The 21,724-nt window shown below is 63.2% G+C and carries 19 protein-coding genes; 14 read left to right on the top strand and 5 right to left on the bottom strand.

From position 1 onward, the window contains the following. Positions 1-26: 26 nt before the first annotated feature. The 6 genes from IVB27_RS35575 (at position 27) to IVB27_RS35600 (ending at position 6,188) form a co-directional block, all read left to right on the top strand. Positions 27-548 (top strand): copper chaperone PCu(A)C, encoded by a 522-nt coding sequence (locus IVB27_RS35575; protein ID WP_247447355.1) that lies wholly within the window; start codon positions 27-29, stop codon positions 546-548. Positions 549-580: 32 nt separating this feature from the next. After that, positions 581-1,099, top strand: a complete 519-nt coding sequence (locus IVB27_RS35580) for a YcnI family copper-binding membrane protein (protein ID WP_247447356.1) — start codon at positions 581-583, stop codon at positions 1,097-1,099. Then, a complete protein-coding gene (locus IVB27_RS35585; protein ID WP_247447357.1) occupies positions 1,099-2,652 on the top strand; it encodes a copper resistance CopC/CopD family protein in 1,554 nt (517 codons plus the stop codon). Before IVB27_RS35580 ends, IVB27_RS35585 begins: the two co-directional genes overlap by 1 nt. Before the next feature lie 154 nt (positions 2,653-2,806). Then, positions 2,807-4,126, top strand: coding sequence for a proline--tRNA ligase (gene proS / locus IVB27_RS35590; protein ID WP_247349275.1), 1,320 nt, complete (start codon positions 2,807-2,809; stop codon positions 4,124-4,126). Between the two features lie 84 nt (positions 4,127-4,210). Beyond that, on the top strand, positions 4,211-5,479 hold the full coding sequence (locus tag IVB27_RS35595) for a lipoprotein-releasing ABC transporter permease subunit (RefSeq protein WP_524536539.1): 1,269 nt from the start codon (positions 4,211-4,213) through the stop codon (positions 5,477-5,479). A 7-nt stretch (positions 5,480-5,486) separates the two neighbouring features. Then, complete coding sequence (locus IVB27_RS35600; RefSeq protein ID WP_211398118.1) at positions 5,487-6,188, top strand: ABC transporter ATP-binding protein; 702 nt, start codon at positions 5,487-5,489, stop codon at positions 6,186-6,188. A gap of 141 nt (positions 6,189-6,329) precedes the next feature. Here IVB27_RS35600 and IVB27_RS35605 read toward each other — a convergent pair whose 3' ends face one another. Beyond that, positions 6,330-7,409: an alcohol dehydrogenase catalytic domain-containing protein gene (locus IVB27_RS35605; RefSeq protein ID WP_247447359.1), complete on the bottom strand. Its 1,080-nt coding sequence runs from the start codon at positions 7,407-7,409 to the stop codon at positions 6,330-6,332. A gap of 107 nt (positions 7,410-7,516) precedes the next feature. Between IVB27_RS35605 and IVB27_RS35610 the strand changes: the two genes are divergently transcribed. Continuing rightward, on the top strand, positions 7,517-8,311 hold the full coding sequence (locus tag IVB27_RS35610; protein ID WP_247447360.1) for a helix-turn-helix transcriptional regulator: 795 nt from the start codon (positions 7,517-7,519) through the stop codon (positions 8,309-8,311). A gap of 342 nt (positions 8,312-8,653) precedes the next feature. Here IVB27_RS35610 and IVB27_RS35615 read toward each other — a convergent pair whose 3' ends face one another. Then, positions 8,654-8,953 (bottom strand): hypothetical protein, encoded by a 300-nt coding sequence (locus IVB27_RS35615; RefSeq protein ID WP_247447361.1) that lies wholly within the window; start codon positions 8,951-8,953, stop codon positions 8,654-8,656. Between the two features lie 577 nt (positions 8,954-9,530). Between IVB27_RS35615 and IVB27_RS35620 the strand changes: the two genes are divergently transcribed. From IVB27_RS35620 to IVB27_RS35630, 3 genes are all read left to right on the top strand, one after another. Next, on the top strand, positions 9,531-10,280 hold the full coding sequence (locus IVB27_RS35620; protein ID WP_247447362.1) for a hypothetical protein: 750 nt from the start codon (positions 9,531-9,533) through the stop codon (positions 10,278-10,280). An 84-nt stretch (positions 10,281-10,364) separates the two neighbouring features. Continuing rightward, a complete protein-coding gene (locus IVB27_RS35625) occupies positions 10,365-10,826 on the top strand; it encodes a YybH family protein (protein WP_247447363.1) in 462 nt (153 codons plus the stop codon). Between the two features lie 66 nt (positions 10,827-10,892). Further along, positions 10,893-11,408, top strand: a complete 516-nt coding sequence (locus IVB27_RS35630) for a hypothetical protein (protein WP_247447364.1) — start codon at positions 10,893-10,895, stop codon at positions 11,406-11,408. A 431-nt stretch (positions 11,409-11,839) separates the two neighbouring features. On the opposite strand, the gene IVB27_RS35635 is transcribed toward IVB27_RS35630, so the two are convergent. Continuing rightward, positions 11,840-13,159 (bottom strand): epoxide hydrolase family protein, encoded by a 1,320-nt coding sequence (locus tag IVB27_RS35635; protein ID WP_247447365.1) that lies wholly within the window; start codon positions 13,157-13,159, stop codon positions 11,840-11,842. A 227-nt stretch (positions 13,160-13,386) separates the two neighbouring features. Between IVB27_RS35635 and map the strand changes: the two genes are divergently transcribed. Beyond that, positions 13,387-14,136 carry a type I methionyl aminopeptidase gene (gene map / locus IVB27_RS35640; protein ID WP_247447366.1) on the top strand — a complete coding sequence of 250 codons (750 nt, stop codon included), beginning with the start codon at positions 13,387-13,389 and terminating at the stop codon, positions 14,134-14,136. Positions 14,137-14,146: 10 nt separating this feature from the next. Here the strand turns inward: map and IVB27_RS35645 are convergent, their stop codons facing one another. Both IVB27_RS35645 and IVB27_RS35650 read right to left on the bottom strand, forming a co-directional pair. Next, complete coding sequence (locus IVB27_RS35645; RefSeq protein WP_247447367.1) at positions 14,147-15,481, bottom strand: MFS transporter; 1,335 nt, start codon at positions 15,479-15,481, stop codon at positions 14,147-14,149. Between the two features lie 296 nt (positions 15,482-15,777). Next, positions 15,778-16,095: a DUF3551 domain-containing protein gene (locus IVB27_RS35650; RefSeq protein ID WP_247447368.1), complete on the bottom strand. Its 318-nt coding sequence runs from the start codon at positions 16,093-16,095 to the stop codon at positions 15,778-15,780. A 254-nt stretch (positions 16,096-16,349) separates the two neighbouring features. Here IVB27_RS35650 and IVB27_RS35655 point away from each other — a divergent pair, with 254 nt between their 5' ends. The 3 genes from IVB27_RS35655 (at position 16,350) to IVB27_RS35665 (ending at position 21,681) form a co-directional block, all read left to right on the top strand. After that, a complete protein-coding gene (locus IVB27_RS35655) occupies positions 16,350-17,075 on the top strand; it encodes an outer membrane protein (protein WP_247447369.1) in 726 nt (241 codons plus the stop codon). Positions 17,076-17,544: 469 nt separating this feature from the next. After that, on the top strand, positions 17,545-21,048 hold the full coding sequence (dnaE, locus tag IVB27_RS35660) for a DNA polymerase III subunit alpha (RefSeq protein WP_247447370.1): 3,504 nt from the start codon (positions 17,545-17,547) through the stop codon (positions 21,046-21,048). A 114-nt stretch (positions 21,049-21,162) separates the two neighbouring features. Then, positions 21,163-21,681 carry a DUF2846 domain-containing protein gene (locus IVB27_RS35665; protein WP_247447418.1) on the top strand — a complete coding sequence of 173 codons (519 nt, stop codon included), beginning with the start codon at positions 21,163-21,165 and terminating at the stop codon, positions 21,679-21,681. Positions 21,682-21,724 lie beyond the last annotated feature (43 nt).

Below are 21,724 nucleotides of genomic sequence, written 5' to 3' on the forward strand. Positions count from 1 at the left end.
TTCAATCTGCAAACGGGAAGACCAATATGAAGACCATGTTGAAAGATGTGCTGTTCGCGGCGTTCGCTCTCGCGCTCTGCGCGGCGCCAGCGGTGGCCGACGACGTCAAGGCGGGCGATCTCGTCATCTCGCAGGCGTGGAGCCGGGCGACACCGGGCGGCGCCAAGGTCGCCGGCGGTTATCTGACCATCGAGAACAAGGGCACGACCGCCGACAAGCTGGTCAGCATTTCCGCCGATATCGCGGGGAAGGCTGAGGTCCATGAAATGGCGATGGATAACGGCGTGATGAAGATGCGCCTGCTCGACAAGGGCCTCGTGATTGATCCCGGCAAGACGGTGAAGTTCGCCCCCGGCGGCTACCACCTCATGCTTCAGGAGCTGAAGGGCCCCTTCAAGCAGGGCGACAAGGTGCCGGTGACGCTTCAGTTCGAGAAGGCCGGCAAAGTTGCCGTCTCCCTCGACGTCCAGGGCGTCGGCGCCCAGGCGCCCGGCGATAGCGGGCAGATGATGAAGAAAATGCCTGATCATTCGGGAATGAAGATGTGACGAGCATGATCCGGACCTTCGGGAGACCGAACATGTCGACGCGAATCTGGCTGATTTTTCTGAGTGCATTTGCGGCAACGCCGGCGACCGCGCACGTCTTCCTCGAAGCCAAGCAGGCGACTGTGGGGGGATCGTACAAAGCCGTCTTCGCCGTGCCGCACGGTTGCGCGGGCTCGCCGACGGTGAAGATCCGGGTGCAGATCCCCGAGGGCGTGATCGCGGTGAAGCCGATGCCGAAGGCCGGCTGGAACGTCGATGTCGTCGAGGGCAAATATGCCGGCGAATACGACTATCACGGCACCAAGCTCTCCTCCGGCGTCAAGGAGGTGACTTGGTCGGGCGGCAAGCTGCCGGACAAGAACTATGACGAGTTCGTCATGCACACGGCCCTGACCGACACGCTCAAGCCGAACACGATTCTGTACTTCCCCGTCGTCCAGGAATGCGAGACCGGCGTCAGCCGCTGGATCGAGATTCCAGCGGAGGGAGCGGGGCATTCGCGCGAGGGCAAGTCACCGGCGCCGGGCGTAAAACTCCTGCCAAAACCCTGATGCGCCTGCTCGCCGCGCTGCTCCTCTTTGTCGGCTTCGCGACCGGCGCCTCGGCGCACGCGGCCCTCGTCGCGGTCGAGCCGCCGAGCGGCAGCATGCTCGCGAGCGCGCCGAAGACGGTGGAGCTGCGCTTCAACGAGGCGGTGACGCCGGGCGCGATCCAACTGATCGACGGCGCGGGCAGGGCGCGGGGTGATGTGCGCGTCAGCGCATCGGGCGAGACGATCTCGATTGCGACGCCGGCGGACCTGCCGCAGGGCACGGCGGTCGTCAGCTATCGCGTGATCTCGCAGGATGGCCATCCCGTCGCGGGATCGGTGATCTTCTCGATCGGCCGGCCGACGGGGACGCAACCTCCGGCAAACGCGGATAGCGGATTGAACGTGCTGATCTGGCTGACGCGGGTCGGTCTCTATCTTGGCCTGTTCGTCGGCGCCGGCGGCGTGTTCTTTGCGCGCTGCGTTGCGTGGTCGATGACCGGCGTGGCCGTGCCGCGCATAGCGCTCGCGATCGGCCTTCCGAGCGCGGTTGCGTCCCTTGGTGCGCTGGGTCTCGATCTTCTTGGGCTGCCGCTGGCGGCTCTCGCGACGATTGCTCCCTGGAAAGTCGCATTTGAGACTAGCGCCGGCCCCGCGCTGCTTGTTGCCATCGCTGCGATGCTGTTCGCGTTAATGGCGCTGCGCGGTACGGGGTATGCACGCGCTCTTGCTCTCATCGCCTTCGTCGGCGTCGGTCTGTCGCTCGCCATGACCGGGCACGCTGCTACGGCACCGCCCGAGGCGCTCACGCGGCCTGCTATCTTCCTGCATGGCCTCGCCGTTGCCTTTTGGATTGGCGCGCTGGTCCCGCTCGCTGCACTTGTGTCGAAGTCGCCAGCCGCGGCATTGCCTGTCGTGAACCGCTTTTCCCACATCGCCGTCCCGGTCGTTGGCGTTCTCGCATTGACCGGCCTCGCGCTCGCCTTCGTCCAGCTTGAAAAGCTGTCTGCATTGGTCGAGACCCGCTACGGCCTGATCCTCTCGATCAAGCTGGCGCTGGTCCTGGTGCTGCTGGCGCTTGCCGCGCTCAACCGCTTTCGCCTGACCCCGGCGCTCCCCGGGGATCACAAGGCCGCGCCAGCCCTCAAGCGCTCGATCCTGTTCGAATGCGCCATCGCGCTCGGCATCTTTGCCGTCGTCGCGGGCTGGCGCTTCACGTCGCCGCCGCGGACGATCGTTCCGGAGACGCCGCTCGCCATCCACATTCACACCGACAAGGCGATGTTCCAAGTCCTGGTCTCGCCGGGTAAGGCCGGGCTCGACGATTTCGTGCTCCAGCTCAAGACCGGCGACGCGACGCCGCTGACCGCCAAGGAAGCGACGTTGACCCTGAGCCTGCCTGAACGGGGCATCGAGCCGATGGAGCGGAACGCTTCGCTAGGACCCGATGGCTACTGGCACGTGCGCAAGGTCGAGCTTCCCTTTGCCGGCCGCTGGCATATGCGGATCGACGCGTTGGTGACCGATTTCGAGATGATCACGCTGGAGGACGAACTCGAGGTGGGGGCGCCCTGAATCCGGCTCTTCGACAGTTCAAGCTGAACCTGAAGTCGACGGAAAAATGACAGGAATTCCGTTGCCTTAGCGGCTTTTCCTCATTCCCGGTCTTGTGTTTTGGCTCCCAATCCGGTTTCACTGCAAGCCGTCACCTGATTCCTCGAGTATTGCCATGCGGTTGTCGCGGTTCTTTCTGCCGATCCTGAAGGAAAATCCGAAAGAGGCGGAAATTGTTTCGCATCGGCTGATGCTGCGCGCCGGCATGATCCGGCAGGAGGCCGCCGGCATCTATGCCTGGCTGCCGCTCGGCTTTCGTGTGCTGAAGAAGATCGAGCAGATCGTGCGCGAGGAGCAGGACCGCTCCGGTGCGCTGGAGCTGTTGATGCCGACGCTCCAACTCGCCGACCTCTGGCGCGAGAGCGGCCGCTACGATGCCTACGGTCCGGAGATGCTGCGCATCGCCGACCGCCACAAGCGTGAGCTGCTGTACGGGCCGACCAACGAGGAAATGATCACCGAGATCTTCCGCGCCTACGTGAAGTCCTATAAGAGCCTGCCGCTCAATCTCTATCATATCCAATGGAAATTCCGCGACGAGCAGCGCCCGCGCTTCGGCGTGATGCGCGGCCGCGAGTTCCTGATGAAGGACGCTTATTCGTTCGACCTCAACGAGGCCGCGGCGCGCGTCGCCTATAACAAGATGTTCGTGGCGTATCTGCGCACCTTCGCGCGGATGGGGCTGAAGGCAATCCCGATGCGCGCCGAGACCGGCCCGATCGGCGGCGATCTCAGCCACGAGTTCATCGTGCTGGCCGAGACCGGCGAATCCGGCGTTTTCATCAATCGCGACGTGCTGGACCTGCCGGTGCCGGGCGAGGACGTCGACTATGAGAGCGATTTGACGCCGATCATCAAGCAATGGACCTCGGTCTATGCGGCGACGGAAGACGTTCACGACGCCGCGCGCTTTGAGCAGGAAGTGCCCGCGGACAAGCGGGTGAACACCCGCGGAATCGAGGTCGGGCAGATCTTCTATTTCGGCACGAAGTATTCCGACGCGATGAAGGCGCTGGTTGCGGGCCCCGATGGTGTCGACGTGCCGATCCACGGCGGCTCCTATGGTGTCGGCGTCTCGCGCCTGCTCGGCGCTATCATCGAGGCCTGCCATGACGATGCCGGCATCAAATGGCCCGAGGCCGTGGCCCCGTTCCGGGTGTCGATTCTCAACCTCAAGCAGGGCGATGCCGCGGTCGATGCGGCCTGCGAGAAGCTGTATGCGGAGCTTTCCGCCAAGGGCGTCGACGTGCTCTACGACGACACTGACCAGCGCGCCGGAGCCAAATTCGCCGCCGCCGACCTGATCGGGATCCCCTGGCAGATCATGATCGGGCCGAAGGGGCTCGCCGACGGCAAGATCGAGTTGAAGCGGCGTGCCGACGGCTCGCGCGAGAATATGTCGCCTGCGGACGTGGTTGCGCGCCTGGCCGGCTGAATAGTGTTCACCGCGCGGTAATGGGCCGGCAATCCGGCCACAATTGACCCCGAATCATGGGATTATCAACCGATGGATGAACCCATGACCAAGACTGCACAGACCGCGCCTTTTGCGCCATTCGAGTGGATGCTGTCGGCGCGCTATTTGCGGGCGCGCCGCAAGGAGGGATTCATCTCGGTCATTGCCGGATTCTCCTTTCTCGGGATCATGCTGGGGGTGGCGACGCTGATCATCGTCATGGCCGTCATGAACGGCTTCCGCAAGGAACTGCTCGACAAGATCCTGGGGCTCAACGGCCACATCCTGGTCCAGCCGCTGGAATCGCCGCTGACCGACTGGAAGGACGTCGCCGACCGTCTCAGCCAGGTCCAGGGCATCCGGCTCGCCGCGCCCGTGGTGGACGGCCAGGCGTTGGCGTCATCGCCGTGGAACGCCTCGGGCGTCCTGGTGCGCGGCATCCGCTCCGACGATCTCAACAACCTCACCTCGATCGCCAAGAACATCAAGCAGGGCTCGCTCGAGGGTTTTGACGACGGGCAGGGGGTCGCGATCGGCCGGCGACTCGCTGACCAGTTGTCGCTGCACGCTGGCGACAGCATCACGCTGGTGGCGCCGAAGGGCGCGGTCACCCCGATGGGCACGACGCCGCGCATAAAACCGTACAAGATCGCCGCGGTGTTCGAGATCGGCATGTCCGAGTATGATCTCGGCTTCGTGTTCATGCCGCTCGCGGAGGCGCAGGCCTATTTCAACCGCAGCAACGACGTCACCTCGATCGAGGTCTTCACCACCAATCCGGATCAGATCGTAGCGTTTCGCCAGGCCGTGACGGAGGCGGCGGGCCGGCCGGTGTTCCTGGTCGACTGGCGCCAGCGCAACTCGACCTTCTTCAACGCGCTCCAGGTCGAGCGCAACGTGATGTTCCTGATCCTCACCATGATCGTGCTGGTCGCGGCGCTCAACATCGTCTCCGGCCTGATCATGCTGGTGAAGGACAAGGGCAGCGACATCGCGATCCTGCGCACGATGGGAGCCTCGCAAGGCTCGATCATGCGCATCTTCCTGATCACGGGCGCCTCGATCGGCGTGGTCGGTACGATGGTCGGCTTCTTCGTCGGGCTGGTGATCTGCCTCAACATCGAGTCGATCAGGCAATTCCTGTCCTGGCTGACCAGCACCGAGCTGTTTTCGCCAGAGCTCTATTTCCTGTCGAAGCTGCCCGCCGAGATCGACATCGGCGAGACCTCGGCCGTCGTCATCATGGCGCTGACGCTGTCGTTCCTGGCGACGCTGTATCCGTCCTGGCGGGCCGCACGCCTCGATCCCGTCGAAGCGCTGCGGTACGAGTGAGGGGCTGATGGAGCAGCAGGGGGCGGAAGATGTACCGGTCATTTATCTCCACGAGATAAAGCGGCAGTACTTGCAGGGCGAGGTGCCGCTGACGATCCTGGACGGCGCCAAGCTCGCGCTGTGGGCGGGTCAATCCGTCGCGCTGGTGGCGCCGTCGGGCTCGGGCAAGTCGACGCTGCTGCACATTGCGGGGCTGTTGGAGGCGCCCGATTCCGGCGAGGTCTACGTCAATGGCGCGCCGACCTCGCAACTGCCCGACATCGAGCGCACCCAGCTTCGCCGCACCGATATCGGCTTCGTCTACCAGTCCCACCGGCTGCTGCCGGAGTTCTCGGCGCTGGAGAACGTCATGATGCCGCAGATGATCCGCGGCCTGAAGAAGTCCGAGAGCGTCAAGCGCGCCAAGGAGATTCTTGGCTATCTCGGCCTCGGCGAGCGCATCACGCACCGTCCCTCCGAGCTGTCGGGCGGCGAGCAGCAGCGCGTTGCGATCGCGCGCGCGGTGGCCAACGCGCCGCGGGTGCTGTTCGCGGACGAGCCGACCGGCAATCTCGATCCGCACACCGCGGACCACGTCTTCCAGGCCCTGATGCAGCTCGTCAAGGCGACCAAAGTTTCGATGCTGATCGCGACCCACAACATGGAGCTGGCCGGCCGCATGGACCGGCGCGTGTCGCTGTCGAACGGCCAGGTCATCGAGCTCGAGTAACGTCATCGAGCTCGAATGAAAAACGCGAAAACAATGCACAGTAGCCGGGCGTGGCCGGCTACGTCAGGCGTGACTTCCTCCAGCCATTTGACATGTCGGGCATATCAGCCGCGGCGGCGCATCGCCGCCGCGGAAGGCGATTTACGGCCGGATCACTGTTAATTTGAACGGACCGCCATTGGCTGCGGCGTGTTCGACCGCCTCGTTGGCATGGTCGAGATCGAAGGCCGTGGTCTCGTATTCGTCGAGCCGCAGCAGTCCGGCGCGCACCAGCGCGATCAGGCGGCTTGCTGCATCCGGCGGGTACATCCAGACGCCGTGGATGCTGATGCAGTTGCGCATGATCCAGGGGTAGGGCAGCTCGAGGCCCGCGCCGCCCGCCATGCCGACGCCGCCCATCAGCACGACGCGGCCGTAAGCGCGCACCGTCATGATCGCCGCGCGCACGACGGTCGTGCTCACCGAGGGCGGCATGATGTCGAACACGCAATCGATCGGCCCGGGAGCCGCACGCTTCATGTTCTCGCAGTCGTCGTCCTCGTTGCCGGTGAGTTTGACCGGCCTCACGCGGTCGCCAAAGCGCCCGACGAGATCGGCCAAAATCTTGTCGTTGCGGCCGGGGGCGACCACGCAAGCCGCGCCCATCGCGAGCGCGACCGAGACCGCTGCGCTGCCGAAATTTCCCGTGGCCCCGCTCACCAGCACGGTCTCGCCGGGCTGAAGGTTGGCGGCGACGAAGCCGCCATAGGGCACCAGCAGCGTCCCCAGCGCACACCATTGCGTGGCTTCGTCGGACGTGATTTGGCCAAGGCGCTTCACGTTCTCCGTTGGCACGCGCATCTGCTCGGCAAACGAACCGTGGCGAAAGTGCTTTTGCAGGCGCATGGCGCCGGCACCGGGGGCAGTCAGCCCCTGCAGGGCGACGTCGGGCGCTGCGGCGTCATCGCGCGAACGCACCGTCGGATCGCAGAACACCCAGTCGCCCACGCTGAGCTTCGTCGCGTCCGGGCCGATCGCACGCACCCGTCCGATGCCGCCAGGACCCGGGATGATCGGCAGGTCGAGCGCATAGTTGCGCATCCCGCTGAAGACCTCGTTCATGTAGGACAGCACACGCGTGGCCACGACGTCGACGATCACCTCGCCGGTCCCGAGCACAGTGTCCGGGGCTTTCTCGATCGCAAGCGGGGATCCAAAGGATTTCAGTACGGCAGCTTTCATGATCTCACCTCAAAGCAGGGTGAAGCCGATATGCGCCGCCTTTCCAGGCGCAGGAAGGCCTGGTATTATCCTAGTATTGTCCAGGCCCTCCATCGAGGCATGTCATCATGGCCGATCCACGCCGCGTCGAATTCGGCGACTTCCTCAGGTCCCGCCGCGAAAAGCTGTCGCCGAAGACCGTCGGGCTTCCCGCTGGCCGGCGGCGCCGCACCGCAGGGCTCCGTCGCGAAGAGGTCGCGCAGCTCGCCGGCATCGGCGTCGACTGGTACATCCGCCTCGAGCAGGGCCGCACCGTCAGTCCGTCGGTGACCACCGTCGACGCGCTTGCCCGCGCGCTGCGCCTCAGCAAGACCGAGCATGCCCATCTCAAGGCGCTGGCGCGCGACGGTGACAAGCGCGCGTTCACGCGCGAGATCGTGCCGGCGCCCGTTCGGCGGATGATCGAGAGCCTGACGCAGCCCGCCTATGTCACGGGACGGCGCTGGGACGTGCTGGCCTGGAACGAAGCGGCCGAGGAGGTCTTCGGGTTCGGACAATTGCCCGAGCAGGACCGCAACACGCTGCTGCTGGTGATGACGAACAAGCAGACGCGAAAGTTCTATGGTGCCGGCTGGAACGACGTCGCCAAGAGCATGGTCGCGATGTTTCGCGCCACCCACGACGTCTGGGCGGGCGATCCCGCCTTCACGGAGTTGCTCACGCGGCTGCGCGAGGGCAGTCCGGAATTCGTCAAATGGTGGGAAGCGCACGACATCCGCAGCACCGCCGCGGGCCTCAAGACCATGAACCACCCGACCAGGGGCGTGCTCCAGTTCGAACACACGAGCTTTCAGGCCAACGATGATCCCGCGCTGAAGCTGGTGATCTACACGCCAGTCCAAAGCGCGATGAGATTGGGATGAATCGTCATCGCGCTTTAGGTTATTGTTTGAACATGATCTTTCCGGAAAACCGCTGCACACTTTTCCGGATCATGCTCCAGGGCGTAGAACGCAAAGGCCAAGACCTTCGACGCGCAGGCTCGCGCGCTGCGTCTCAGCAAGACCCAGCATAGGCATCTGAAGGCACTGGCGCGCGGCGGCGACAGGCGCGCGTTCACGCCCGAGATCGTACCGCCGTCCATTCGGCGGATGATCGAGAGCCTGAATCAGCCGGCCTGCGCCACCGGGCAGCAGATTGGGGAGGCCGCCGGCATATGTCCAGCGGCCTCCGCGCTTAATGTAGTTTGCGGGGCGGCGCCCCGACTAGAGATCGATGCTAACGGCAATGTTACGGCTCTGTAGTTCGGCAATCTTCATTCCGTCAGCTTGCACCTGCGCAAACTCCGGGTCCTTTGCCACGGCCTCCTGCACTTTGCCGTAAACCTCCCAACTGGAGTAGCGCGTCGCAACCAGCAACTCTCCTGTCCAGGCACCAGTGTGGAAACGGGAGAGCCGAAGAAATTCGGCACCATGTTTTTCAAAGATTTTCTTCGCCCGCCTGATAATCTGGACCATTTCCTCGGCCTTGTCGGTCTTGAAGCGAGTAAATTGAACGATCGGCATGGGGCTACCTCCATAGTTGTGTAAAATTTCCAAGAGGCATGTATCGAGCAACGTGTGAGGAGTGAACCTCCAGTTCAATCTCGATAAAGGTTCGTCTTCAGCGGCTTGATTCTGGTTCAGGCTTCGTAAGCGGAAGCAACTCTGCCCTTTCTCGGTGGATGGACTCGGATCGTCACTGGCAGGCAATTTTTCGCGCGGAGTGGTGTTCGCGGCGAACCTGAGAATTGCCGAGTTTAATCGACGTAACGCCTTCGAGTGCCAGAGGGGCTGTTCGAACGTCGCGATCGCGGCGAAGCGCGTTATGCACGCTGGTGGGCGGAGTTGCAGATTGAACCGTCGGACCCGTGGTGCTACGTTTCAGCCACGTCATTCCGTTTTCGGTTTGATGCGACGGGCTATCGGGCTTACGGACTGCCGCCCGTTCATTTGAAATTGGAATACTTGAGCCAATAGCGCCCCGCCTCCGGCCCCCCTTTTGAGTGCGGTCGGACAATGTTTTTTCATTGGCCTCCGTTCTTCCCATTGACTCGGAGGCGGGTTCTTTCAGTCGAGCTTTGCAACAAAGTCGATCTTCGACATGTGCATTCCGATAAGCCACGCGGATCGCGCCGCAATAGATCATCATCCGAACGCGGGGCGGAGCAGGCATTGCCTGATTGTTGCATTTCTCTGTGCCGCCCCCTTGTTTCAGTCCACGCTGCAGGCATGGGAACAATGCTCGGCGCGCGACGTCTTACAGAATCAACTGAAGCTCGGCAAAGTTCGTGCAGTTGATCAGCCGCAAAAACTCATCGGGGCCGCCCGCGATGTTCCGACATGGAAGACGATAGCGGTCGGCACCTTTGCCAATTCCATTGCGTTGCGCAATGCATTGAATTCCGTAGGTTGCAGTATTGGCGCGCTGGCCGCGGAAGTTCTCGCTCGACCGGCCTTCACCGTCAGTTCCAACAAGACAGGCGTGGAGCTTGTAGTGGTGTCTGCGATCGAGCTTGGCTTCAAAACCGATAGCGTGCCGCTGGCCGTCATTTACGCGCGGGCCCGGCAACTTGGCTTTGAACTTGCGGCAGCGGAGATCGGTCCGCAATTGCGCCTTCAATATTTTGATCAGCCAATGGGCGAATTTCTCATCGTGGGAATGCAGCCAATCAAGACGTGGAGTGGAGAGCCGGTGGTTCTTAACGTGGCGAATGGCGGAGCCGGATTGATCCTGATCGGCCAGGACGGCAAGGACGACGCTGAAATACCGGCGACCTCTCGTTTTCTTTTCGTGCGGTCGCCCGAACTCAGCGGCGGGCTCGATACAGCGGCCGCTCTCCTGCCACCATGAGGACGAACCAACAAATTCGAGCAAACAGTGGGTGTCCGCAACTGCCTCTCGTCTGGAGAGGCATCAACAGTAGGGAGTAGCATCATGCGCAGATTTGGATCTGTATTTATCTCGCTGTTACTATCAGCAATTCCTGCGACTGCGTCAGATCAGAATCTCAAAGAAGAAATTGGAAAGATAGGTTCTGCCTACGAGCAGTACTTCAACAACAAGGATGCCGCCGGGATTACTTCACTTTATACGAAGAGCTATATGCGTGTTACTGAAGACGGAGTCGTGGATAATACCAAGTACTATGAGAACGCGTTCAGAGCGGGAGTTAGTCGTCTCGAGGTAAAGATGACCGAGGTTGAGTCATTGTCAGAAAGCACGGCTCTGGTAACCGGCGAATCTCGCGTTACTGGCAAGAGCGAGACAGGTGCTCCCATAGACTTCACCGTTATTTGGACCGCTCTCGATGTTCGTGAGGACGGGCAATGGAAGATTCGCATGCTCACGTCGATTCCCAAGCCGCCGCCGCCCCAGCCGCAGCAGGCAGCAAAGTAACTCAAGGCATAGCCTGCTTTGCTCGCAATAGTTCTCTGCACCACCTTAACTTAAAGGGAGCTAACGATGGTCATTGTACACGCAAACGTCGCATTGCTTTCAGTCGCGGTCGTTCTGATAACTACGGGTGTCCAGGCTCAGAGTATGCCGCCGGAAGGCGCCGTCTCGGTCATATTTACCGCCACGCCGATTCCTGCTCCCAAGCCGATGCCGATCGGCGGCGGCAGAGAGTTTGTTCTCATGAACCAAGCCATGGCAGCCTCAAACGAGGCGGGAAATCCTGTACTCAACAACATGGGCGGACGTTGTCAGCTCAGCCGCCTAACGGATCCATCGGCGAAGACCGCCGAAATTCATGGGTTCTGTGCTTACGTGGACAAGGACGGCGATCAAGTGTTCGAGCAATGCGACTGGATGCCCGCATCCCCCAACAATTGCAACATAACTGGGGGGACCGGCAAATTCGAAGGTCTTCAAGCCGCGCTCGTCGTCACCATCGACCCTCTCAAGAGCAACTTCGATGGCATCAGTCAGGTCATTGGCCACAAGAAGGGGACGTACAAGTTCGTCAAGACGAACTAAGCCCGCCATGTCGATGCCGAACTTTGTTGTGTCTGGCTTTCCGTCCGGCATTGGTGTGATTTCGCGGACATGCAGGGAGCGGGGCGCCGGCATCGCCATGACCATGTCAGGGGCGATGCGGCCGCGCCAGACCCCGTACTTGCCGGCCTGCAGCGGAAACCCTGCGGTCTCCTCCGCTTTGCTTACGCGCAGCTTACATGCCTACAATTTCGCGTGTGTCGCGCGTACGATGCTCTTGTCAATTGAGCAGGTGCGGTTGGACCCACCTGCCTTTTCCGGTCAAAGCCGCGCCACCTTGCCCGTCGCGCAGCGCCTGGAGCAACTTTTGGCGATCGATCCGAAACCGTTGGCCATCGCTCGACCGGGCGCGTCGAGAGCATTGGCAACGTGCCGTCGCCCCGGTTCATGTCCCGGTTCATGGATTGAACTGCCTAGCGTAGCGATCTGAACGCTGCCCGCATCTCGGCGGCGAAGAGCTGCGGCTGCTCCCACGCCGCGAAGTGGCCGCCCTTGTCGACCTCGTTGAAATAATGGAGCGTCGGATAGGCGCGCTGGGTCCATGTCTTCGGCGCGCGATAGATCTCGGCAGGGAATACGGTCACCGCGACCGGCACCGTGATCTCCGTGGTCTTCTGCGCGGCGGAGCTGAAGTTGTTGTTGTTGTTTTCCCAGTAGAACCGGCTGGCCGACGCGCCGGTATCGGTGAGCCAATAGAGCGAGATGGCATCCAGGATTTCGTCCTTGGTCAGCACGCGCTCGGGCTCGCCGCCGCTGTCCGTCCACTCGGCAATCTTCTCGTACATGAAGGCAGCGAGTGTCGCGGGCGAGTCGCAAAGCCCGTAACCGATCGTCTGCGGGCGCGTCACCATCATCGCGCCGTAGGCCGCGCTTCGCGCGAAGAACTTGCTCAGGGTCTCGAAGGCCACGCGTTCCGGCTCAGGAAGGCCTGCAGGCGGCGGATCGCCGGCATTGATGCCCCTGACGTATTCGGCAGGCACAGTCGGCGGCATGTTGACGTGGATACCCAGAAGGCCAGCAGGTTTCTGACGGGCGAGCGCGTCGGAGATCACCGATCCATGGTCGCCGCCTTGGGAGACGTATCTGACATATCCCAGCCGCTTCATGAGCACGTCCCAGGCGCGCGCTACGCGGTCCGGGCCCCATCCGAGTTCGCGTGGTTTCGCCGAGAAACCGTAACCGGGAATCGAGGGGATGACGACGTGGAAGGCGTCCTCGGCGCGCCCACCGTGCGCTACGGGATCGGTCAGCGGTCCGATGGTCTTGAGCATTTCGAGGATCGAACCCGGCCAGCCGTGCGTGATGATGATGGGCAGCGCGTCGGGATTGCGTGACCGGACATGGATGAAATGGATGTCGAGGCCATCGATCTCGGTGATGAACTGCGGCAGTGCGTTGAGCTGCTTTTCGATCTTGCGCCAGTCATAGGACTTGGCCCAGTAGCCGCAAAGAGATTGCAGCCGCGCGAGTTGCACGCCTTGCGATGTGTCGGGCACCGTCTCCCGGTCGGGCCAGCGCGTTGCTCCGATGCGCCGGCGCAGGTCATCGAGCGCCGAGTCGGGGATGCTGATATTGAATTTGCGGATGCTGGCGCCGCCGGCAGGGCTTGCGGTGCTTTCTGCGGCCTGAGCGGATGACGCGATCGAAGTGAGCGGGAAGGTGAGGCCAATGGTACCGACCAGCGACGATGCAACGAAGTCTCGCCGGCCGATTCCGTTGTTCGCGATAGACATGAACATTCTCCAGTTCTCTCGTCTGTGTTGTCGAGAGCGACAGGGGGATAGCATCGCTGAAATGTCATATGAACGGCGATTGCGAGGTCCGGTGCGTCACGTCGTGCGTTTTCGAAAGACCGGGCCGTCCGGCAAGAAGCATTTGCGCCGACGCGATTTGGCATGGGTCCTTCCGTTTGCAAGCCGGCTTCACAAGCGCTATGCCCCGGCTTTCGGAAGAGCCTGATATGACAATCTCGGATGACAACGACCTCACCAGCCTGAAAGAGATCGGACGCATCGTCGCCAACACTCTCGAGGCGATGGGCAAGGCGCTCGAGCCGGGCATGACCACCTCCGAGCTCGACCAGATCGGACGAACACTGCTGGAGGCTGCCGGCGCACGTTCGGCTCCGGAGCTGGCCTACGACTTTCCCGGGGCGACCTGCATCAGCGTGAACGAGGAGATCGCTCACGGCATTCCGGGTGAGCGACGGATCGCGCGCGGCGACCTTGCGAACATCGACGTGTCTGCCGCGAAGAACGGCTTCTTTGCGGATACGGGAGCGTCATTCGCCGTTCCGCCCGTAACCCGCGTGGTCGAACGTCTTTGCAGGGATGGAAGGCGCGCGATGTGGACGGGCCTGCGGCAGGTTGGAGCCGGCAAACCGATTGCCGGCATCGGTCAGGCCATCGGGACCTTCGCGCGGAAGAACGGTTATAGCCTGGTCAGGAACCTTGCTAGCCACGGTGTCGGCCTGTCGCTCCACGAGGAGCCGACGGAGATCGCGACATGGCCCGACCGCTCCGAACGCCGTATCATGAGCGACGGCCTGGTGTTCACGGTCGAGCCATTCCTGTCCCTGGGCGCCGAGTGGGCACAGGATGGCGATGATCCGTGGACGCTCTACAGCAGCCCCGAAGCGGCGACTGTTCAATACGAGCACACCGTGATCGCCACCCGAAGCGGACCTTTGATCGTTACGATGGCTGGTTGAGGAGGCGTCCTCAAGCCACCGGATCACTGGCGGCATCCGAACGGCTTCGATCATCCGGCGCCAACGGTGGCGCCAGTTTCGCCGGAGGATTCTCCGGTGCGGCCGCGTTGCTTCCCGAGCTGACATCGACCGGAGCAGATTCGGCTTCAGCAGATCTGGCGTCGCGATAGGCGACGATCCAGATCAGGAAACCCAGAACCGCCAGCGCGGCGCCGACTGGGCCGGTGGAGGTCCAGCCCAGCCCCTCGCGAATGGCGATGCCGCCGAGGAACGGGCCGAGCGCATTGGCGGTGTTGAATGCCGAATGGTTGAGGGCGGCCGCAAGCGCCTGCGCGTCTCCGGCGACGTCCATCAGCCGCGTCTGGAGAATGGCGCCGAGCGAGACGCTGGCGCCGATCGCGAAGACGTCTGCCGCCAGCAGCCAGGGATTGCCGGCGGCAAGCGGAAACACCAGCAGCGCAACTGCCGAGAATAACAGGATGACGCCCGCGGTCGGCATCAGCGCGCGGTCGGCAAAGCGCGGCACGAACAGATTGCCGAGCGTGGCGCCGATGCCGAACACGGCCAGAAAAAGCGGAATGACCGCGGGGCTGACCTTGGTCACCTCGATCAGCGTGGTCGCCAGGTAAGTGTAGACGGCGAACATGCCGCCGAAGCCTATGGCGCCGATCGCCAGCGTGATCCAGACGCGGCCGCTTCGCAGCGCTCCCAGCTCTCGCAGCGGATCGGACCGGCCTGCCTGGTCGCGTGGCGCGAACAGGGCGCACAGCAGGACCGTGAGCAGCGCCAGCACCGACACGAGACCGAAGCTCGCGCGCCAGCCGACGGCCTGCCCAATCAGATTGGCCAGCGGCACGCCGATGATGGTGGCAGTGGTCAGGCCGAGCATCACCTGGCCGATCGCCTGCGCGCGGCGATGTTGCGGAACGAGGGAGGCCGCGACCAGCGCGGCGATGCCGAAATAGGCCCCGTGGGGCAATCCCGAGAGGAAACGCGCTGCGATCATCCAGCCAAAGCCCGGCGCCAGCGCGGTGAGGGCATTGCCGAGCGCGAACACGGCCATCAGGACCAATAGCTGCGCGCGCCGCGCCAATCGCGCGCCGAGCACGGCGATCAGTGGCGCGCCGAGCACGACGCCGAGTGCGTAGGCGCTGATTGCGTGTCCCGCGGTCGGCTCGTCGATCCCGAGGTCGGCGGCGAAAAACGGCAGCAGGCTCATCGATGCGAATTCGGTGGTTCCGATCGCAAAGCCGCCCATCGCGAGCGAGAACAGGACGATGGCGAGATGAGGGGGTGCTGAGGCCGCGGTCGCGCGGGGCGAGGTCGCTCGGTGCGATGTCGTCATGTGTCCTGCAATGGTGGCGTCAACGGGAACCAGCCCAGCAAACGTCGCCACCCCTGCAAGATTTCTCTGTCGTACTTAAACCCGGATCAGTCGGCGTCAACACCGGAAGCTGAACGCTGGGCAGGCCGCATATCAGCGTCCCGATTTAATTGAGGCGCCTTGCGCGGCGAGGGGGCTTCTTCTGCGCAAAATACCGGTTCGCAGTGCGCGTCGCCGACAGACCCACGGCCAAATACCTGCACTGCTCGAGGGAGGCGTAGCGGCAATCAAGGAGCGCGAAGCGAGTGCGACGCAGCTTAGCGCAGGAAATAGCCCGGCGGATAACCAGGCGTCTGCGCGTGCGGCCTGTTCTGGTAGGCGTAGGGATCATCGCTCTGGCCTGCGAAATACGGGTTCGCGATACAGGTGAGGGCGCGGCCCGACGAACTCGCCTGGCACTGCGCGTAACTGTCGAACGTGCAATTGCTGAGCCCCGGCCATTCATCGCCGGTGAGACAGAAGGCATGGTGAGTTCCGAACGCATGCGCCGGCGTGCTTCCGCCGGGCGCAAACGCAAATGTGGCGAGCGCGAGCGAAAATATGGCAGAAATGGGGAAAGCAATTCGTCTGCGCATTTCAATTCTCCAATCACGCGAATGTGCGCGCGATATTGTTACGCGTGCATGCCGTATATGTCGTGTAACCGACATTGGAACTCGTGAAAACTCTTGTTTCAAAGGGTTTCCAGCGCGCCCTGATAAATCTTCATTAATGAAGCGCAGCCCTTTGGGGCGGACTGTGGCGTCGAGGTTACAGCAATTCCGTCGAGCGCTGGTATGAACGACGACACGGCCCGGGGGCCTCACGACAAAACTGGAACGGGAATCAAATGAACAAGAATCTGTTGCTTGCTGCTGTGAGCCTTGTCGCGCTCGGCGCGGCTGCGCCGGCGGTGGCTGCTGACCTCGCTGCGCGGCCTTACACCAAGGCGCCCGCGATGGTTGCCGCGATCTACGACTGGAGCGGCTTCTACATCGGCGTCAACGGCGGCGGCGGTTCCTCGCACGCGACGTGGGATCTGGTGGGCTTCGGCCGCGATGGTTCGCATGACGCGACCGGGGGCACGGTTGGTGGCCAGATCGGCTACCGCATGCAGTCGGGCCAGTGGGTGTTCGGCGTGGAAGGCCAGGGCAACTGGGCTGACTTCTCCGGCAGCCACGTTGGAGCGATCTCCGGCTTCACCAACAACGCAAAGATCGACTCGTTCGGTCTGATCACCGGTCAGGTCGGCTACGCTTGGAACAACGTGCTGCTCTACGTAAAGGGTGGTGCGGCGGTGGTTGGCACCAAGTACGACGCCTCTTTCGGCGGCGTGTCGCTTGCATCGGCCAGCGACACTCGTTGGGGCGGCACGGTCGGCGCGGGCCTCGAGTTCGGGTTCGCTCCGAACTGGTCGGTTGGCGCCGAATACAACCACATCTTCCTGGGTGGCAACGATCAGAACCTGACCGGCGGCATCGGTGTTCTGCCGGTCCACGTCAAGCAGGACGTCGACATGGGCCTCGTCCGCCTGAACTACAAGTTCGGCCCCGGCCAGATGCTCGGCCGTTACTGAGCTTGATCGCTCCATCGAGCGGTTGATGAAAGCCCCGGCCTTGTGCCGGGGCTTTTTTATTGTTTGAATTCAGCGAGTTAACCATCGCTTTTCAAGATGGCGCAGACGGCTTGACTCCCAGGAACAAAATGAGAACAATGTTCTTCATACGTTCTGGTGATGGAGCAAGCCATGTTCAGGATTTTCGTCGAAGAAGCCGCCGCACTCGCCTCGATCGCGCTGTTCGTCGGGATGATCGCAATCTGGGCGCAGGTGATTCCGCAGCTCTAGACCCGCGGTTTTGTAAACCGGTGCTCGGCTCACGGGTGCCCCTTGGGGAAAAGCGGGACGACGCGACCGATCGGCCGCTCCGGCGTGGACTCTGAAGCGGTGAGACCCCACCATTGTGAGGCGAGTCGGCTTGGCGAATGCATGATGCCTCCGGTGCCGGCGACCGCTCCATCCATCTGCAAGAGGCCGTCACGCGACCATGCCGAGCGCCGGATTTGTCCACCTTCACGTTCACTCGGCCTATTCGCTGCTCAAGGGCTCGATCAAGATCGCCAAGCTCGCCGAGCTTGCGAAGAAAGACCATCAGCCGGCCTTGGCGCTGACCGATACCGACAACATGTTCGGTGCGCTGGAGTTCTCCGACAAGATGGCGGGCTCCGGCATCCAGCCGATCGTCGGCTGCGAGATCTCGATCGATTTCGGCGACCAGGATCCCAGTGCGCGCAACGCGCTTCTGCCCTCGCGCGTGGTACTGCTGGCCGCGCAGGAGCGCGGCTACCGCAGCCTGATGCGGCTGAACTCGCGCGCGTTCCTGGAGACGCCCGACACCCATGCCTCCCACATCAAGTTTGACTGGCTGGAGGGCGAGACCGGAGGCCTGATTGTGCTGACGGGCGGTCCGGATGGGCCGATCTCGCTGGCGCTTGCCGCGGGGCAGGCCGAAATTGCCGCCTCGCGCTGCGAGCGTCTGGCCAGCCTGTTTGGCGACCGCCTCTACGTCGAGCTGCAGCGCCACAACACCGAGAAGGAGCGGAGAGTCGAAAGCAGCCTGATCGACATCGCTTACGTCAAGGGCCTGCCGCTGGTTGCGACCAACGAGCCGTATTTCGCCGCGACCGACGATTACGAAGCGCATGACGCGCTGCTCTGCATCGCCGGCGGGCGGCTGATCGCAGAGACCGAGCGCGAGCAGCTCACGCCCGACCACCGCTTCAAGACCCGCGCCGAGATGGCGGTGCTGTTCGCCGACATTCCGGAGGCGCTGGCCTCGACGGTGGAGATCGCCGAGCGCTGCTCGTTCCGCCCGATGACGCGCAAGCCGATCCTGCCGTTCTTCACGGTCGGCGCTGCCGCAAGCTCCGATGCCGCCGCGGTCGAGGCGGCCGAATTGAAGCGGCAGGCCGAGGAGGGGCTCGGCAACCGTCTGCAAGTGCACGGCCTGTCGCCGGGCACCACTGACGAGGACTACAAAAAGCGCCTGGCGTTCGAGCTCGACGTCATCATGCGCATGAAATACGCGGGCTACTTCCTGATCGTGGCCGACTTTATCAAATGGGCAAAGGGCCAGGGCATACCGGTCGGGCCGGGCCGCGGCTCCGGCGCAGGCTCGCTGGTCGCCTGGGCGCTGACCATCACCGACCTCGACCCGATCAAGTTCGGCCTGCTGTTCGAGCGCTTCCTCAATCCCGAACGCGTCTCGATGCCGGATTTCGACATCGACTTCTGCCAGGACCGCCGCGGCGAGGTGATCAAGTACGTCCAGGAGCGCTATGGTCGCGATCAGGTCGCGCAGATCATCACCTTCGGAACGCTGCAGGCGCGCGGCGTGCTGCGCGACGTCGGCCGCGTTCTGCAGATGCCTTACGGTCAGGTCGACAAGCTCACAAAACTCGTGCCGCAGAATCCGGCCGCGCCTGTCACGCTGGCTGCCGCGATCGAGAGCGAACCAAAACTCCAGGCGTTCCGCGACGAAGACCCGGTGGTGGCGCGCGCCTTCGATATCGCCCAGCGCCTCGAAGGCCTGACCCGCCACGCCTCGACGCATGCCGCCGGCATCGTGATCGGCGATCGCCCGTTGAGCGAGCTGGTGCCGATGTACCGCGATCCCAAGTCGGACATGCCGGTCACCCAGTTCAACATGAAATGGGTCGAGCCCGCGGGCCTCGTGAAGTTCGACTTCCTCGGCCTGAAGACGCTGACCGTGCTCGACGTCGCGATCAAGCTGCTCAAGCCGCGCGACATCCATGTCGATCTCGCCACGCTGCCGATCGACGATGCCGAAAGCTACCAGATGCTGGCGCGCGGCGAGGTGGTCGGCGTGTTCCAGGTTGAAAGCCAGGGCATGCGGCGCGCGCTGGTCGACATGCGCCCCGACCGGTTCGAGGACATCATCGCGCTGGTCGCGCTCTACCGCCCGGGTCCGATGGCGAACATCCCGACCTATTGTTTGCGCAAGCACGGCGACGAGGAGCCGGAATATCTGCACCCCGTGCTGGAGCCGATTCTCAAAGAGACTTTCGGCGTCATCATCTACCAGGAACAGGTGATGCAGATCGCGCAGGTGATGTCGGGCTATTCGCTCGGCGACGCCGACCTGCTGCGCCGCGCCATGGGCAAGAAGATCCGCGCCGAAATGGAGAAGCAGCGCGAGATCTTCGTTGCCGGTGCGGTGAAGAACGGCGTGCCGAAGGCACAGGCCGACACCATCTTCGAGCTCCTGGCGAAATTCGCCGACTACGGCTTCAACAAGAGCCACGCGGCGGCCTATGCGCTGGTGTCCTACCACACCGCCTACATGAAGGCGCATTACCCGGTGGAGTTCATCGCGGCGTCGATGACGCTCGATCTCAACAACACCGACAAGCTTTCCGAATTCCGCTCGGAGGCGCAGCGCCTCGGCATCAAGGTCGAGCCGCCGAACATCAATCGCTCAGGCGCGACCTTCGAGGTCGGCGACAAGACGATCTACTACGCGCTCGCCGCGCTGAAGGGCGTCGGCATTGCCGCTGTCGAGCAGATCATCGAGGAGCGGACGAAGAAGGGACTGTTCACCTCGCTCGCCGATTTCGCCGCGCGGGTCAATCCGCGCGCGATCAACAAGCGCGTCATCGAAAGTCTTGCCGCGGCCGGCGCCTTCGACATGCTGGAGCCGAGCCGGGCGCGCGTCTTCGCCGGTGCGGACGCGATCCTCGCCGCCTGCCAGCGCGCGCATCAGGCCGAGACGATCGGCCAGAACGACATGTTCGGCAGCTCGGCCGATGCGCCGACCGTCATGCTGCCGCAGATCGAGCCATGGTTGCCGGCCGAGCGGCTGCGCCGCGAATATGACGCGATCGGCTTCTTCCTGTCGGGACATCCGCTCGACGATTACGCCACCGTGCTGAAGCGGCTGCGCGTACAGTCCTGGGCCGAGTTCTCGCGCGCGGTGAAGACCGGCGCCACCGCCGGCAAGGTCGCGGCCACCGTGGTGTCGCGCATGGAGCGGCGCACCAAGACCGGCAACAAGATGGGCATTATGGGCCTGTCCGATCCGACCGGACATTTCGAGGCGGTGCTGTTCTCGGAAGGCCTCGCGCAATATCGCGACGTGCTGGAGCCGGGCGCTGCCGTGCTGCTCCAGCTCGGTGCCGAGCTCCAGGGCGAGGACGTGCGCGCCCGCGTGCTGCATGCCGAGCCGCTGGACGACGCCGCGGCCAAGACCCAGAAGGGCCTGCGCATTTTCGTGCGCGACACCAAGCCGCTGGACTCGATCGCCAAGCGTCTCGCCGGACCCGACATGGCGGCGTCGAACGGCGCGGCACCGAAAGTCGGCAGTCCCGGCACCGCGCCGCGCTCCAACGGCGACGGTGAGGTCTCGCTGGTGATGATGCTCGACCTCGAGACCGAGGTCGAGATGAAGCTGCCCGGCCGTTTCAAGGTCTCGCCGCAGATCGCGGGCGCCATCAAGGCGGTGGCGGGTGTCGTGGACGTGCAGCAGCTCTAGCAACACGCACGAAGTTGCAGCCGGTTGCATGTTTTGCGCGGGTGATGCTGCGGTCCCGTTGCAACCTGTCGCTGATTCCGGTTAGCATGCTCCCGGGGAAAATCTGGGGGCGTGATGCTATTGCGTGGGCTGGTGTTGCTCGTGGCTGCGGCATTGCTGTGCGGCTGTGAGACGGCGAGAAGTGGGCTCGGGTATTCGGAGGCGGTACGAAAGCTGGGTCCGCCGAAAGCCGGGCAGGCACGCGTCGTCGTGTTTCGCGAGAAGGGCTTCGGCGGCATCGGCGATCCGGACTGGGCATTTTCCCTCGACGGTACGCCGATCAAGGGCCTGAAGACCGGGACATATGTCTATGTCGATCGCCCGGCGGGCCAACACCAGTTCGTAGCAGAGGAGGCGGCGCTCGGCGTGACGCGCGTGGACTTCTCGGCTCAGTCCGGCCAGACCGTGTTCTTCGTTGCGCGCTTCAGTCAGCGCAAGAGCGCCATGATCGCGAACGCGAGCACTGGGCTGCTGGGCTGGGGTCTCACACTTGCGATGACGTCCGGCTATAAAAATCAGGGACCGCTGGATTTCCTTCCCCTGGACGAACCGGCTGCGAGGACGACGATCGCGGAGCTTCGCTTGGCGGAATAGGCCCGCGCGAAACTCGGGCGCCGGCCCGCACCGTCATTTGTGG

The sequence above is a fragment of the Bradyrhizobium sp. 197 genome, assembly GCF_023073375.1.
Lineage (GTDB): Bacteria > Pseudomonadota > Alphaproteobacteria > Rhizobiales > Xanthobacteraceae > Bradyrhizobium.